The sequence below is a fragment of the Salinarimonas chemoclinalis genome (genome assembly GCF_041514305.1).
GTDB lineage: Bacteria > Pseudomonadota > Alphaproteobacteria > Rhizobiales > Beijerinckiaceae > Salinarimonas > Salinarimonas chemoclinalis.
This window is the reverse complement of the sequence record NZ_JBGMWH010000021.1, coordinates 15,086-29,653: the sequence shown is the minus strand read 5'-3', so window position 1 is coordinate 29,653 and position 14,568 is coordinate 15,086. Positions and strand designations below refer to the sequence as shown.

General features: G+C 73.0%; 15 protein-coding genes. 3 read left to right on the top strand and 12 right to left on the bottom strand.

Annotated features, from left to right (window positions below; translation table 11 throughout):
- Nucleotides 1–22: 22 nt before the first annotated feature.
- From AB9M23_RS20350 to AB9M23_RS20320, 7 genes are all read right to left on the bottom strand, one after another.
- Nucleotides 23–919 carry an ABC transporter permease gene (locus tag AB9M23_RS20350; protein WP_372426454.1) on the bottom strand — a complete coding sequence of 299 codons (897 nt, stop codon included), beginning with the start codon at nucleotides 917–919 and terminating at the stop codon, nucleotides 23–25.
- Nucleotides 916–1,869 (bottom strand): ABC transporter permease, encoded by a 954-nt coding sequence (locus AB9M23_RS20345; protein WP_372426453.1) that lies wholly within the window; start codon nucleotides 1,867–1,869, stop codon nucleotides 916–918. Before AB9M23_RS20345 ends, AB9M23_RS20350 begins: the two co-directional genes overlap by 4 nt.
- A 150-nt stretch (nucleotides 1,870–2,019) precedes the next feature.
- The gene (locus AB9M23_RS20340; protein ID WP_372426451.1) at nucleotides 2,020–3,537 is read right to left on the bottom strand and encodes an ABC transporter substrate-binding protein; all 1,518 of its coding nucleotides are present in this window, start codon (nucleotides 3,535–3,537) and stop codon (nucleotides 2,020–2,022) included.
- Between the two features lie 46 nt (nucleotides 3,538–3,583).
- Complete coding sequence (locus AB9M23_RS20335) at nucleotides 3,584–4,681, bottom strand: ABC transporter ATP-binding protein (protein ID WP_372426450.1); 1,098 nt, start codon at nucleotides 4,679–4,681, stop codon at nucleotides 3,584–3,586.
- A complete protein-coding gene (locus tag AB9M23_RS20330) occupies nucleotides 4,678–5,664 on the bottom strand; it encodes an ABC transporter ATP-binding protein (RefSeq protein ID WP_372426449.1) in 987 nt (328 codons plus the stop codon). Before AB9M23_RS20330 ends, AB9M23_RS20335 begins: the two co-directional genes overlap by 4 nt.
- Nucleotides 5,661–6,404, bottom strand: coding sequence for a DUF1028 domain-containing protein (locus AB9M23_RS20325; protein ID WP_372426447.1), 744 nt, complete (start codon nucleotides 6,402–6,404; stop codon nucleotides 5,661–5,663). The genes AB9M23_RS20330 and AB9M23_RS20325 overlap by 4 nt, the downstream gene beginning before the upstream one ends.
- A 19-nt stretch (nucleotides 6,405–6,423) precedes the next feature.
- Entirely contained in the window at nucleotides 6,424–8,019 is a 1,596-nt protein-coding gene (locus AB9M23_RS20320) for a gamma-glutamyltransferase family protein (RefSeq protein ID WP_372426446.1), read from the bottom strand.
- Between the two features lie 269 nt (nucleotides 8,020–8,288).
- Between AB9M23_RS20320 and AB9M23_RS20315 the strand changes: the two genes are divergently transcribed.
- The 3 genes from AB9M23_RS20315 (at nucleotide 8,289) to yidD (ending at nucleotide 9,806) form a co-directional block, all read left to right on the top strand.
- Nucleotides 8,289–9,011, top strand: a complete 723-nt coding sequence (locus tag AB9M23_RS20315) for a FadR/GntR family transcriptional regulator (protein WP_372426445.1) — start codon at nucleotides 8,289–8,291, stop codon at nucleotides 9,009–9,011.
- Between the two features lie 88 nt (nucleotides 9,012–9,099).
- Nucleotides 9,100–9,399, top strand: coding sequence for a hypothetical protein (locus AB9M23_RS20310; RefSeq protein WP_372426444.1), 300 nt, complete (start codon nucleotides 9,100–9,102; stop codon nucleotides 9,397–9,399).
- Between the two features lie 20 nt (nucleotides 9,400–9,419).
- The gene (gene yidD / locus AB9M23_RS20305; RefSeq protein WP_372426443.1) at nucleotides 9,420–9,806 is read left to right on the top strand and encodes a membrane protein insertion efficiency factor YidD; all 387 of its coding nucleotides are present in this window, start codon (nucleotides 9,420–9,422) and stop codon (nucleotides 9,804–9,806) included.
- Here the strand turns inward: yidD and AB9M23_RS20300 are convergent.
- The 5 genes from AB9M23_RS20300 to proW all read right to left on the bottom strand — a co-directional run bounded on the left by AB9M23_RS20300 (nucleotide 9,790) and on the right by proW (nucleotide 14,566).
- On the bottom strand, nucleotides 9,790–10,917 hold the full coding sequence (locus tag AB9M23_RS20300) for a DUF2865 domain-containing protein (protein ID WP_372426441.1): 1,128 nt from the start codon (nucleotides 10,915–10,917) through the stop codon (nucleotides 9,790–9,792). The two genes, yidD and AB9M23_RS20300, sit on opposite strands and share 17 nt — an antisense overlap.
- Before the next feature lie 100 nt (nucleotides 10,918–11,017).
- Nucleotides 11,018–11,470 (bottom strand): cupin domain-containing protein, encoded by a 453-nt coding sequence (locus tag AB9M23_RS20295; RefSeq protein ID WP_372426440.1) that lies wholly within the window; start codon nucleotides 11,468–11,470, stop codon nucleotides 11,018–11,020.
- Nucleotides 11,471–11,481: 11 nt separating this feature from the next.
- A complete protein-coding gene (gene gloB, locus AB9M23_RS20290; protein ID WP_372426438.1) occupies nucleotides 11,482–12,258 on the bottom strand; it encodes a hydroxyacylglutathione hydrolase in 777 nt (258 codons plus the stop codon).
- 155 nt (nucleotides 12,259–12,413) lie between these two features.
- A complete protein-coding gene (gene proX, locus AB9M23_RS20285) occupies nucleotides 12,414–13,442 on the bottom strand; it encodes a glycine betaine/L-proline ABC transporter substrate-binding protein ProX (protein ID WP_372426437.1) in 1,029 nt (342 codons plus the stop codon).
- 152 nt (nucleotides 13,443–13,594) lie between these two features.
- Nucleotides 13,595–14,566 (bottom strand): glycine betaine/L-proline ABC transporter permease ProW, encoded by a 972-nt coding sequence (gene proW, locus AB9M23_RS20280; RefSeq protein ID WP_372426436.1) that lies wholly within the window; start codon nucleotides 14,564–14,566, stop codon nucleotides 13,595–13,597.
- Nucleotides 14,567–14,568 lie beyond the last annotated feature (2 nt).

Sequence of the window (14,568 nt, the reverse complement as noted above, 5' to 3'; positions counted from 1 at the left end):
TTTCCGCCCGTGCCACCTCCCGTCATCGTCCCCTGGGGTCGAGCGCGTCCCGCAGGCCGTCGCCGAGCACGTTGAAGGCGAGCACCGTGACGAAGATCGCGAGGCCGGGGAACACGGCCATCCAGGGCGCCTGCGCCAGGAAGCGCTGGGCGGAGTTCAGCATCGAGCCCCAGGAGGGCATCGGCGGCTGCTGGCCGAGTCCGAGGAAGGAGAGGCTCGCCTCGGCGATGACGGCGGTGGCGATGGTCAGCGTCGCCTGCACCAGGATCGGCGGCAGCACGTTGGGGAGCACGTGGCGCAGGGCGATGCGCCAATGCGGGTTGCCCACCGCCCGCGCCGCCTCGACCCATTCCTCCGAGCGCGCGGCGAGCACCTGGCCGCGGGTGAGGCGGATGAAGATCGGCGTCGCGGTGACGCCGATGGCGATCATGGCGTTGGTCAGGTTCGGGCCGAGGAAGGCCGCGAGCGCGATCGCCAGGATGAGGAACGGGATCGCCAGCATCGCGTCGGTGAGGCGCCCGAGCGCGGCGTCGGTCCAGCCGCCGACGTAGCCCGCCACGAGCCCGAGCGGGATGCCCGCGGCCATGGCGATGAGCACCGAGATCACGCCCGCCGCCAGCGAGGCGCGCGCGCCCCAGATCACCCGCGAGAGGACGTCGCGCCCCACCTCGTCGGTGCCGAGCCAATGCGCCGCCGACGGCGCCTTGCGCACGGCCGACCAGCTCTGCGCCGTCGGATCGTAGGGTGCGATCCACGGCGCGAGGAGTGCGCAGGCGACGATGACGAGGACGACCACGAGGGACGCCATCGCCGCCGGGCGTCGGCGCAGCCGCCGCCAGGCCCGCCGGCCGGGGCTCTCGATGACGAAGGCGTCGGCGTCGGGGGGCGTCGCCCGACCGGGTGCGGTGGCGAGGCTCATGCGCGCAGCCTCGGGTTCGCGAGGATGTAGCCGATGTCGGCGAGGAGGTTGAGCACGATGTAGGTCGTCGCCGTGACGAGCACGACGCCCTGCACCACCGCGTAGTCGCGGTTGAAGACGGCGTCGACGATGAGCTTGCCGAAGCCGGGTATCGAGAAGATCTGCTCGGTGAGCACCGCGCCCGAGAGGAGCGTGCCGAACTCGAGCGCGCCCAGCGTGATCACCGGCGTGAGCGCGTTGCGCATGGCGTGCTTCCACACCACGGTGCGCTCGGAGAGGCCCTTGGCGCGCGCCGTGCGCACGTAGTCGCTGTCGAGCGCCTGGATCATGGCCGAGCGGGTGTGGCGCATGATCACGCCGGCGATCGCCGTGCCGAGCACGAAGGCCGGCATGATCGTGGTCGCGAGCGAGCGGCCGAGATCCTCGAACGGGCTGACGTAGCCCGAGGCCGGCAGCCAGCCCAGATGCACGGCGAAGAGGAGGATCATCATGATCCCGAGCCAGAAGTTCGGCGTCGAGATGCCGGCGAGGCCGACCACGTTGACGACCCAGTCCCAGGCGGAATTGCGCTTCACCGCCGAGAGCACGCCCGTCGTCACGCCCAGCACGAGCGCGATCAGCATCGCCATCACCGCGAGCTGGATCGTGACCGGGAGCTTCTGCGCGACGAGCTCGGAGACCGGCACCTTGAGCCGCATCGACTCGCCGAGATCGCCGGCGAGCACGTTCCCGATCCACATCGCGTACTGAACCGGGATCGGCCGGTCGAGGCCGTATTGCTGGCGGATCTGTTCGATCACGACGGGGTCGCGCTCCTCCCCCGCCATCACCAACGCCGGATCCCCCGGCATCAGGTGCTGGAGCGAGAAGATCAGCACCGACACGAAGAACAGCGTCGGGACGAGCTGCACGAGCCGCTTGCCGATGAGCTGGAGCACGATGCCCTCCATGATCTCCCCTCTCCCGTTCGGGAGAGGGGCCGGGGGTGAGGGTGTACGGCATGCGGTGAAGGGCGCGGCCTTTGCCGGCGTCGCTGCCGGACGTCGAGCCGGGCGCCCTCACCCCTGCCCCTCTCCCATACGGGAGAGGGGTTCCTAACGTCACTCCATCGTCACGCCGACGAGGCTGACGAGGCCGTCGGGGCGCGGGGTGTAGCCCTTCATGGCGTCGGTGTGGGCGATCAGCATGGCGCGGTGGTAGAGGTAGAGAACCGAGCCTTCCGTCAGCCACACGTCGGCGACGTCGGAATAGGCCTGCATGCGGCCCTCCTGCGTCGTCGCGGTGCGCGCCTGCGTCAGCGCCGCGTCCACCGCCTCGCTCGCGAACTTGCCGTAGTTCAGCGGGCCGGTGGAATGCGCGAAGGAGTAGATGTTGCCGTCCGGATCGGGCCGCCCGGACCAGGCCAGCATGAAGGCGCCGAAGCGGCCGGCCTCGGCCTCCTGCAGGCCCGTGGCGAACTCGACCACGCGGATCTGCATGTCGAAGCCCGCTTCCGCCGCCATGGCCTGGATCACCTCGGCGACCTGGCGGACCTCCGGGTTGTTGGGGACCATGAAATCGACGACGACCGGCGTCTCGACACCGGCCTCGGCGATCAGCGCCTTGGCCTTCTCGACGTCGCGCGCCGGGACCGGGTAGGCGTCCTGGTACCAGGAGTTCTGCGGGTTGATCCACTGGTTGCCCGGGAAGAAGGCGCCGTCGAAGACGACCTGGTTGAGCGCCTCGCGGTCGATGGCGAGGTTCAGCGCCTGGCGCACGAGCGGGCTCTCGGCGAGCGGGCCGGCGGCGCCCTCGCCGTTGGCGACGTTGAGCGTCATGCCCTGGTAGCCCAGCTCGGTCGTCGTCTCGAGCACGAGGCGGGAATCCGCCTCGATCGCCGGGATGTCGGTGGCGAGCGCGCGCTCGATCAGGTCGAGCTCGCCGGACTGGAGGTTGGCGAGGCGCACGGTGGAATCCGGGATCGGCCGGAACTCGACGCGGTCGACGCCGATCGCCTCCGCGTCCCAGTAGTCGTCGAACTTCTCCAGCACGATGCGGTCCTGCTGGATGCGCTCGACGAACCGGAAGGGTCCGGCGCAGACCGGTGCGTTGCCGAACTGGTCGCCGGCGGCCTCGGCGGCGGCCGGCGAGACGATCATGCCGGAGCGGTCGGTGAGCGTCGCGAGCAGCGGCGCGAAGGGGCTCTTCAGGCCGAGGCGCACGGTGAGCGGATCGACCACCTCGACGCTGTCGACGATCGAGAGTTCGCCGCGGCGGAAGGAGCCCTCCATCGAGCGGTGCCGGTCGAGGGAGTACTTGACCGCCTCGGCGTCCATCGGCGTGCCGTCGTGGAAGGTGACTCCCTCGCGCAGGCGGATCGTCAGCGACAGGCCGTCCTCCGAGGTCTCGTGCGAGACCGCGAGCTGCGGGACGATGTCGAGGTTCGCGTCGATGTCGAACAGCTTGTCGCACAGCGAGGCGAAGACGATGCGCCCCACGTAGGTGCGCCCGAGCGACGGGTCGAGCACGTCCGGATCCTCGGCGAGCCCGATGCGGACCGTCGTCTGCGCGCTCGCGCCGGCGGCGGTGAGGCCGAGCGTCGCGGTGGCGAGCGCTGCGGCGAGAACCATGCGTCTCATCTCGAGATGTCTCCCTTCTCGTGCCGGCTTTCCCGGCGGGTTCCCCTCATTGCGCCGCGGCCTTCGCCGCGGCGGCCTCGTCGTCGCCGGCGAAGGCGGCGAAGAGCGTCTCGAGCCTCGGATCGCGGGGCGGCTCGCGCGGCGCGAGATCGCGCGCGTCGGGCAGCGTCGTGGCGAAGAGGCAGGCGGTAGCGTGGGTCGGGCTCACCGGCGCGAGCGGCGGGCGGTCCTTCGCGCAGACCGGCTCGACGTGCGGGCAGCGCGTGCGCAGGTGGCAGCCCGAGGGCGGCGACAGCGGGCTCGGCACGTCGCCCTCGAGCAGCCGCCGCTCGCGGCGCGCCAGCGGCGAGGGCGCCGGGATCGCCGAGAGCAGCGCGCGCGTGTAGGGGTGGCGCGGGTTCTCGAAGATCTCGTCGGTCGTGCCGGTCTCGACGATGCGCCCGAGATACATCACGCAGACCCGGTCGGCGATGTGGCGCACCACGCCGAGGTCGTGGGAGATGAAGACGTAGGCGAGGCCGAGCCGCGCCTGGAGGTCTTCCAGGAGGTTGAGGATCTGCGCGCGGATCGAGACGTCGAGCGCCGAGACCGGCTCGTCGCAGACGATCACCTTCGGCTCGACGGCGAGCGCGCGGGCGATGACGATGCGCTGGCGCTGGCCGCCGGAGAACTCGTGGGGAAAGCGCGCCGCCTGGCGCGGATTGAGCCCCACCGCCTCGAGCAGCTCCGCCACCCGCGCCGCGCGCCGCGCCGCCGGCACCACCGCGTGCAGCATCAGCGGCTCGGCCAGGATCTCGCCCACCGTCATGCGCGGGTTGAGCGAGGCGAACGGGTCCTGGAAGACGATCTGCGCCGTGCGGCGAAGCCCCCTGAGGTCGCGCTCGCGGGCGTGCGTGACGTCCGCGCCGTCGACCACGATGCGCCCGCTGGTGGGCTCGACGAGGCGCAGGATCATGCGCCCGAGCGTCGACTTCCCGCAGCCGGATTCCCCCACGAGCGCCAGCGTCTCGCCGGGGTGGACCGCGAGCGAGACGCCGTCGACCGCCTTGACGCTCGCCGTCGTGCGGCCGAAGAGCGTGCGCTCGGCGACGAAGTGCTTGACGAGGTCGTGCGCCTCCAGGACGGGCGCGGAGGAGGGCTTCATGCGGCGAGCTCCTCCAGCGGCGCGCGCCAGCAGCGGGTGGCACGGCCCCCGCCGATGTCGACGAGGTCCGGCATCGTCGCGCAGCGCTCGATCCGGAAGGGGCAGCGCGCCGCGAAGCGGCAGCCGGCGGGCGGGCGCGACATGTCGGGCACCGCGCCCTCGATCGCCGCGAGGCGCCCGCGGGCGCGGTCGAAGCGCGGCAGCGAGCCCATGAGCCCCACCGTGTAGGGATGCTGCGGGAACCGGAACAGCTCCTCCACCGGCGCGCGCTCCACCACCTGGCCGGCATACATGACCGCGACGTCGTCGCAGACCTCCGCGACCACGCCGAGGTCGTGGGTGATCAGCACGACGGCGGTGCCGGTCTCCTCGCGCAGGGCGCGCATCAGGTCGAGGATCTGCGCCTGGATCGTCACGTCGAGCGCCGTCGTCGGCTCGTCGGCGATGAGGAGGCGCGGCGCGCAGGCGAGCGCCATGGCGATCATCACCCGCTGGCGCATGCCGCCCGACAGCTTGTGCGGGTAGTCCCGGAAGCGCCGCGCCGGCTCGGGGATGCGCACGCGCGCGAGCATCTCCACCGCGCGCTCGGCGGCCTCGCGCTTGCCGACCGGGCGGTGGCGCACGATCGCCTCAACGATCTGGTCGCCGATCGTGTAGGACGGGTTGAGCGATGTCATCGGCTCCTGGAAGATCATCGCGAGCCGGTCGCCGCGCAGGTCGCGCAGCGCGCGCTCGCTCTGCGCGAGGAGATCGCGCCCGTCGAAGACGACGCGGCCCGTCACGCTGGTGCCGGCCTTCGGCAGGAGCCCCATCACCGCGAGCGAGGTCACGCTCTTGCCGCAGCCCGATTCTCCCACGATCCCGAGCGTACGCCCGGGCGCCACGGTGAACGACACGCCGTCGACGGCCCGCGTGCGGCGCCCGTCCGGCCCGGTGAAGCCGACGGCGAGGTTCTCGACGCTGAGGATCGGCGCCTCGCTCATGCCGCGGGCGCCTCCCCGGCTGCGTCCTGCGCCTGCGCCGCCGCGATCGCGGCGGCGATCTCGCTGTCGATGCGGGCGCGGTCCGTGATGCCGACGGGGTCGGCCCTCGTCGCGAGGTAGCGCTTGAAGTGCACCCAGCGCTCGCGGGAGACGCGCTCCAGCCGGGCGAGCTCGGCGATGGGCTCGGGATGGTCGTCGACGCGGATGTCGAGGTCGGGCCAGTCCTCCGTGCCGTGGATCACGAGCCCGACGGACTGCTTGCCGCGCTTGTCGCCGCCCGCCGCCTCGCCCGCCGCCATCGCCACGACGAGCCGGCGCGGGAAGGGCAGGTCGGCGTTCTCGCGGTAGGCGCGGGCGGTCTCGTCGAGCACCTGCGGCCCCGCGAGCATGTTGCCGGCGAGCCCGCAGAGATCGTCGGAGATCGCGCCGCACCAGTCGACGCACTCCGCCCCGGTGTGCGCGGCGAAGCGGCCGCGGGCGTCCATCACCTGGACCTGGCGATGATCGCGCCCCGCGTCCTCGGCGACGAGGGCGTGGACGACCTCCGCGGCGCCGGCGCCGCCGCGCAGGAGGTCGAGGCCGCGCGGGCCGTAGAGCGGGTTGATCAGGGCCTGCGTCGCGACCGCGCCGACGCCGGGCGCGATGAAGGGCACGCGCGCGCCCACCGCGAAGAAGCGGCTCGCCACCGCGATGCCGATGGCGCCGCTCTCGGGGTCCCTCGCGACGATCGACCAGGTCATGCGCCCCTCCTCGCGTCTCTCAATAGCCGACGACCTGCCCGTCCTTGCGCGGATCGGAGCCGCCGGCCCACCCGCCCTCGATGCGGTGGATCAGCTGCGCGCCGCCGAAGCCGAAGCTCGCGTCGGGCGCCTCGACCTCGATCGCGTGGCCGAGGCCGCCGAGCGCATCGAGCGCCGCCGTGCCGAGGCTGTCCTCGATGGCGACGGTGCGGCCCGAGACGAAGCGCCAGCGCGGCGCGTCGGCGGCCGTCTGCGGATCCTGGCCCCAGACCTGCGTGCGCAGCGTCATCTGCAGATGCCCCTGCGCCTGCATCGGCCCGCCCATCACGCCGAAGCTCATCAGCGGCGCGTCGCCCCTCATCAGGAAGCCCGGGATGATGGTGTGGAAGGGCCGCTTGCGCGGGCCGACCCGGTTGGGGTGCCCGGGCGTCGTGACGAAGCCGAGCCCGCGGTTCTGCAGCGAGATGCCCGTCCCCGGCACGACCACGCCCGATCCGAAGCCGGCGTAGTTCGACTGGATGTAGGAGACCATCATGCCCGAGGCGTCGGCCGCGGTGAGGTAGACCGTGCCGCCGTGCCTCGGCGCGCCGGCGCCGAAGTCCTGCGCCCGCGCGGGATCGATCAGCGCCGCGCGCGCGGCGAGATAGCCCTCGTCGAGGAGGTCGCGCGCGGTCACCTCCGTCATCGCCGCCTCGTCGGCGACGTAAGCCTCCGCGTCGGCGAGCGCGAGCTTCATCGCCTCGATCTGGAGGTGGAGCGCAACCGGATCGTCCGGGGCGTAGCGCTCGAGGCCGAGATGGCGCGTCATGCCGAGCGCCATGCAGGCGGCGATGCCCTGGCCGTTGGGCGGGATCTCGTGGAGCGCGACGTCACCGTAGGTGGCCGACACCGTGCCGCACCAGTCGGCCTCGTGGGCGGCGAGGTCGTCCTCGTCGAGCACGGCGCCGTGGGCGCGGGCGAAGTCGGCGATGCGCCGGGCGAGCGCGCCGCGGTAGAAGGCCTCGCCCCGGCTCTCGGCGATGGCCGCGAGGCTCGCCGCCATGTCCGGCGAGCGGAAGATCTCGCCCGCCGCCGGCGCGCGGCCGCCGGGCAGGAAGTGGTCGGAAAAGCCCGGCTGGTGCGAGAGCGTGCGCTCGGCGCGCTTCCACAGCGCCGCGATCACCGGCGAGACGGGGAAGCCCTCGGACGCGTACCCGATGGCGGGGGCGAACAGGTCGGCGAAGGGCAGCTCGCCGAAGCGATCCGACAGCGCCACCCAGGCCGAGACGGCGCCGGGCACGGTGACGCTCTCCCAGCCGCGCTCGGCCATGCCGTTCGGGAAGCGGTCCGGCGACCAGCCGGCGGGGGAGCGGCCCGAGGCGTTGAGCCCGTGCAGCCGCTCGCCGTCCCAGAGGATGGCGAAGGCGTCGGAGCCGAGACCGTTGCCGGTGGGCTCCAGCACGGTGAGCGCGATCGCGGTGGCGAGCGCGGCGTCGACCGCGTTGCCGCCGGCGAGCAGCATGCGCAGGCCCGCCTGCGCCGCGAGCGGCTGCGAGGTCGCGACCATGTTCTTCGCGAGCACCGGCGAGCGACGCGAGGCGTAGGGCATGTCGTGGCGCAGCTGCACGGGACGCATCCTTTCGCGGCGCCGCAGGACGCCGAACCAATCACGATTGCTACGCGGGTCGGGCGCGGCTTCGACCAACCCGACCGGACGCCGAAGCTTAGACACGGCCCATTTTTCGTGCAAGCCGAAGCCTGCTCATTCTATATGCGCCGATTGCCCGAGCGCACGCCGCATCGCCGCGCGTGTCGACACGCCGCCGCGATGCGGCGGGGCTCGACAGGGCGTGATAATGATCGTACCAATGTGTATTGGTGCAGAGAAAACATGCCGAGAGCGTCATGGGCGAGATCCGGGCCGAGATCATCGACGCGACCGCGGACGACACGGCCGACGCCGATCCCGTCCTCGCGCGCCTGCGCGTCGCGCTCGCGGACGGCAGCTTCGTCGTCGCCAAGGGGCGCGTCCTGCCCGAGCGCGAGATCGCCGAGGCGCTCGGGGTCGGCCGGCGCGCGGTGCGCCGGGCGCTCGACGCGCTGGAGACGCAGGGCCTGATCTGGCGGCGGCAGGGACAGGGCACCTTCGTCTCCGCTCCGCCCGCCCCCAAGGCGCGGCGCTTCGCCGGGATCGCGGCGCTCACCAGCCCCGCCGAGATCATGGAGGTGCGCCTCGAGATCGAGCCCGTGCTCGCCCGCCACGCGGCCCTGCGCGCCGCGCCCGTCGACGTCGAGGGCCTGCGCCGGCTGGCCGAGCGCTCCCGCGACGCCGAGACGGACGCGGATTACGAGCGCTGGGACCAGGCGTTTCACCGCCGCATCGCCGAGGCCATGCGCAACGGCCTCTTCCTCGCGGTGTTCGAGGCGATCGAGGCGGTGCGGGAGGATCCGGTCTGGCGGCGCCTGCGCGAGAGCACCCGCTCGCCGGAGCGCCGCGCGGCGCTCGCCGCCGAGCATCTCGCCGTCGTCGACGCCATCGCCGCCCGCCGGCCGGAGGCGGCCGAGCGCGCCATGCGCGACCACCTCGCCTCCATCGCCGCGAGCCTGGGGCTGCCGGCGGGCGGCTGATCGCGCAATCGCCACGGGACGCGGCGACTTGCGCAAGCAGAGCGCGTGACTATGCTGGGGGGACGATCGTGCGAACCGGGGGGTGGGCATGCTGACGGCGACGGGCAACATCAACGAGGCCTACGACGTGATCGGCGTCGTGCACGCGGTGGCGTCGCGCACCCCGCCGCAGACGGGGTGCGGCGGGCCCGGCGGCCTGCCGGTCCAGGAGGCCTACGGCGAGGTGACGGCGACGCTCCAGGAGGCGGCGCGCCGCTCGGGCGGCGACGGCGTCATCCACATCGGCTACGACTACCGCCTGACGAGCCGCACGACCGGCTGCACCGGCAACCAGACTTCGGTGTTCGAGGTCTACGGCTGGGGCACCGCGATCAAGCTGCGCCGCTGAGCGCGCACGAGCGCCCGGTCGTGAGCCTTCGCCTCTCCCGCGCCTGCTGCGGGCTCGTCCACGCCGCGGCACGCGTCCCCGACCTGCCTCCCGCGCTCGACCGTGCCGCCGCGGCGGCCGGCATCGCGGCGATCCGCCTCTACAAGCGCCATCTGTCGCGGCACACGGGCCGGATCTGCCTGTTCCGTCCGACCTGCTCGACACGGGCGCTCGAGGCGCTCGAGACGCGCGGCTGGCGCGAGGGCATCGTCGAGGCGAGCCGCCAGCTCGCCCGCTGCAGCGGCACCTACACGCTCGGGATCGGCTGCGACGGCTCGGCGGAGCTCGTCACCGCGGACGGCAGGCGCTTCACGGCGGACGAGATCGCCCCCGAGATCCTGCCGTCCCGCCTCAGTTCAGCGCGATGAACCCGCCGGCGCGGGCGAGCCGGCGCGGTTCGGCCTGCGGGCGCGAGACGACGGCGGCGACGAGGGGCGCGGCCGCGAGGGTGGCAGGCCGGGGTGGGGGCAATACGCCCGTGACGATCGCGAATCCCGTCGGCGCGGGCGTCGCTGCGGGTATGGCGACCGGCGCCCCGTCGAGCCCGGCCGGGCGCCGGGGCGGCAGCATCGCCATCGTGATCGCCCGCGCTTCGGCGGCGGGGATCGACGCGGTGCGCGTCGGCTCGTCGGGCACCGCGTCCGGGCGGCTCCGCGCGTAGGCGCGCCAGACGGCCGCGTGCCGCGGCCCGAGCGCGGCGGCGACCATCGTGCGCAGCGCGCGCGGGGCGGCGCCGGGCGCCTCGACGTCCGGCAGCGAGCCGTCGCGGCCGACGATGCGCGCGCCCTCGGCGGTGACGATGACGTCGCCGGGCCGCAGCGTGCGGTCTCCGGCGGCGAGGCGCTCGGCGGCGCTGCGCTCCGGCAGGGCGCAGCCGCAGTCCGCGACGCGGATATCGCGGTGGGCGAAGGCCCGGGGGAGGTCGACGTAGCGCTCCCCGCCGGCGAGCGCGCGGGCGTCCGCGACGTCGCGCGAGCCGGTCGCGGCGAAGAGCGCCGTCTCGGCGGCCGGGCAGGCGGCGGCGCAGGCCTCCTCGTGCAGCGCGAGGTCGCGTGCGGTGCGCAGGTCGCCGAGCGGGAAGAAGTAGCCGTCGCAGGTGCGCACGCAGAAGCTGAAGCGCGCGGGGACGGGAGCGGGGGCGGGCGCGGGAGCCGCGGCGCGGGCCGGGACCGGCGGGTCGGCGACGAGCCGCGCGGGCGCGACGACCGGTGCGCGCCGCGCGAGCTCGGTCGCCGCCGGCGTGTCGGGCCGGCCGAACGGCGCGACCCCGTTCCCCGCCGCCCGGTCCGCCCGGAAGAAGGCGAGCGCGTCCGGCCCGGCGACGACGCCTGCCCCGGCGAGCACCATCGCGGCCGCGAGGCCGAGCGCCAGGATCACGCGCCGGCCCGCGCGCGACGCCGCGATCTCGGTGGAGGTCTGCGCCTGCTCCTGCGCGATCAGGCGGGCGCGCTGGGCGCGCACGAGCGCGGATCCGGTCACGGCTCACTCCTCGGTCGATAACCGGGCGTACCGAACCGGAACGCGTCCGCGCGCGCAATCTTCACCCTTCGTTAGGGTTAAGCGTTCCTTACCGCGTTCGTCAGCTCCTGGGCGTCGGCCGCCAGCCGGGCGGGGCCATCTCGAAGCCGGCGAAGTCGAACCCCGGCGCCACCGTGCAGCCCACCAGCGTCCAGGCACCGAGCGAGGTGGCCGTCTGCCACCAGCCGGCGGGCACCACGATCTGCGGCGCCTGGCCCCGGGCGATGTCCGGACCGAGGTGGCGCGCCTCGGCGTCGTGGCCGTTGGGCGAGAGCGTGATCACGAGCGGCGCGCCGGCGTAGAAGTGCCAGACCTCCGCCGCGTCGACGCGGTGCCATTCCGACATGTCGCCGATCCCGAGCAGGTAGTAGATCGCCGTCGAGACGGCGCGGCCGGACGCGTCGTTTCGCGGATCGCGCCAGGTCTCGCGGTAGAAGCCGCCCTCGGGGTGCGGGGCGAGGCCGAGCCGCGCCACGACCTCGTCCGCGGTGAGCCCGTCGATCGCATGCGCCATGGCGGCCTCCCTCAGAACCGGTTCTTCCACTCGCGCAGCGCGCGGAAGACCTCGTTCGCCGGGCGTCCCTCGAGGCTCACCGCGCGGGCGAGCGCCGGCTCGGTCGCGCGGACGAACGGGTTCGTCGCCTTCTCCTCGCCCACGCTGGTCGAGCCGAACAGGACGCCGGCCGCGGCCTTCTCCTCCGCCTCGCGGGCGCGGGCCTGGAGGGCGGCGTTGTCCGGGTCGGCGGCCAGCGCGAAGCGGGCGTTCGCGCGGGTGTAGTCGTGGCCGCAATGGGCGACCGTGTCGTCCGGCAGCGCGGCGATGCGGGAGAGCGCCCGCCACAGGTCGTCGTAGCCCTCTCCGAAGACGCGCCCGCAGCCCATCGGGAAGAGCACGTCGCCGGGGAAGAGCAGCCTCGCCCCCGCGAAGTGGAAGGTCACGTGGTCCTCGCAGTGCCCGGGCGTCTCCCAGACCGCCGCCACGAGATCGCCGACCGTCACCGTGTCGCCCTCCGCCACGGTCTGCGCCGCGCCGGCGATCGCCGGACCCTTCGCCGGCGCAACGACGCGCGCGCCGGTGGCGGCGACGATCTCGGGTATGCCCTGCACGTGGTCGGCGTGCTTGTGCGTGACGAGAATGTCCGTGATCCGCCAGCCGGCCTCCTCCGCCGCCTTCAGGACGGCGGCGGCGTCGGGCACGTCGATCGCGGCGCAGGCGCCCGTCGCGGGATCGCGGACGAGGACGCCGATATTGTCGGAGAGACAGCGGAAGACGCGGGTCTCGACGGGCGTTTGCGCGGCCATGGCTCTGCTCCTTCGATCGGATCTGGATCGGCCACGGGGTAGCACGGGAGGCCGCGACGGGATACCCGCGAGAGGGACTCGCCGCGTCTCGGAACCGGAAAGGGCGGCGTCCGCCGGACGCCGCCCTTCCTCGCTTAATCGCGTGCCGCGGGCGATCAGCCCTCGACGGCGCGGGCCTCGTCGAGCCAGGCGTCGAACCGGTCGACGTTCTCCTCGATCCACTCCCGCGCGTGCCGCTCGATGTCGTCCATCGAGTCCTCGCCCTGCTGCATGAGCAGGTTCTGCGCCGAGACGTCGTTGATCGGGATCTCGGCGAGTTCCAGGAAGCGGGCGGCCTGCGGATTCTCCTCGGCCCACCCGCGGTTGGCGAGCACGCGGATCTCGTCGACCGCGAAGCCGAGGTTCTTGCCCTCGGCGGAGGTGTCCTCGGCGGTGGCGTCGGGGTTGTTCGGCAGCGAGGTGTATGGCACCTCGAGCCACTCGACGTCCTCGCCCGGGACGAGCACGCCCGAGACCCACAGCGGCGTCCAGGTGTAGTACAGGACCGGCTCGCCGCGCTCGAAGCGAGCGATCGTGTCCGCCATCAGGGCGAAGTAGCTGCCCTGATTGTGCCGCACCGTGTCGCCGAGCCCGTATTCCGGGATCTGGTGCTCGATCACCAGTTCGCAGCCCCAACCGGGGTTGCAGCCGGTCAGGTCCGCGGTGCCGTCGCCGTTGGCGTCGAAGAGCGCGGCGATCTCCGGGTCCTTGAGCTGCTCGAGGTTGGTGATGCCGTGCTCGTCGGCGGTCGCCTTGTCGATCAGGTAGCCCTGGAGGACGTTGTCGATGAAGGTCCCGAGCTTGACCATCCGGTCCTCGCCGCCGGAATTCTCGAAGAACTCCTGGTGCAGCAGGTTCCAGTGCACGCCGGTGAAGTCCGCGTCGCCCTGGCCGAGCGCCACGTGCATGACGGCGTACTCGCCCTCGAGCGGATCCTCGACCTCGTAGCCGAGTCGGCGCAGGCCCTCGAACAGGATCTCGTGCTGGAAGATCTCCTCGGCGATGCCGGAGGTCATCGGCTGGACGGTCCTGCCCTCGCCGGGCATGGCGGGGGCGTCCTGAGCCGACGCGGGGGCCGGTCCTTGGGCGATGAGCCCGAGCGCCGCGATCAGCGCGATCGCGCTGGCGGTCGTCGTGGTTCGCATGAGTTTCTCCTCTCGCTTGATTTCGGTCGGAGCCCGACGGGCCCTGCCTCGGTCGGCGGTCGCGCGGCCCCGGACGGGTCCGCGCGCCGCATCGACGCGCGACGGCCGCGCGAGAAGCGGGCCGTCGCTCGCGTGCGATTCTCCTTCGCGCCTCAGCGGCCGCGCTGCGTCGCCGCCGTGGCCGCGCTCGCGCTGCGCCCGGCGGTCAAGCCGCGCACGAGGCCGATCGGCCCGCGCTCGACGAAGCGCCGCCCGCCGCGCTCGCGCTCGGACGACGCGAGCGCCTGGGTCATCCGGTCGAGCACGATGGCGAGAACGACGATGCCGATGCCGCCGATCACCGCGAGCCCCATGTCGAGCCGCCCGATGCCGCGCAGCACCATCTGGCCGAGCCCGCCCACCGAGATCATCGAGGCGATCACCACCATCGAGAGCGCGAGCATCAGCGACTGGTTGACGCCGGCCATGATCGTCTTGGTGGCGAGCGGCAATTGCACCTTGAACAGGAGCTGCCGGCCAGATGCGCCGAAGGCGTTGGCGGCCTCGATCACGTCCTTGGGCACCTGGCGGATGCCGAGGTTGGTCAGCCGAATCAGCGGCGCCACCGCGAAGATGATCGTCACGATCACGCCGGGCACGTTGCCGATGCCGAACAGCACCACGATCGGCACGAGATAGACGAAGGCAGGCGTCGTCTGCATCGTGTCGAGCACAGGGCGCAGTCCCGTCTCGAACCGGTCGGAGCGCGCGGCCAGGATGCCCAGCGGCACGCCGATCACCGCGCAGAAGAATACCGCCGTCAGCACCAGCGCGAGCGTCACCATGGACTGCTCGTAGGCACCGATCAGGCCGACGAAGAACAGCGACAGAGCGGTCCCGATCGCGAGCCGCCCGCCGACGATCTGCCAGGCGACGAGCGCGAGGAGCGCGATCATGAGGCCGGGCGGCAGGAACAGCAGCAGGTCGGTGATGCCCTCGAGCACCCAGTCGATCGGCTGGCGGATCGCCTGGAAGACCGGGCGCGCGCCGGCGATCCAGCGGAACGCGTCGTCCACCCAGTCGTCGAAGGGGATCTCGAGCGTCTCGAACGGGTAGAGCGGGTTGAAGGCGAAGGTCTGCATCATGG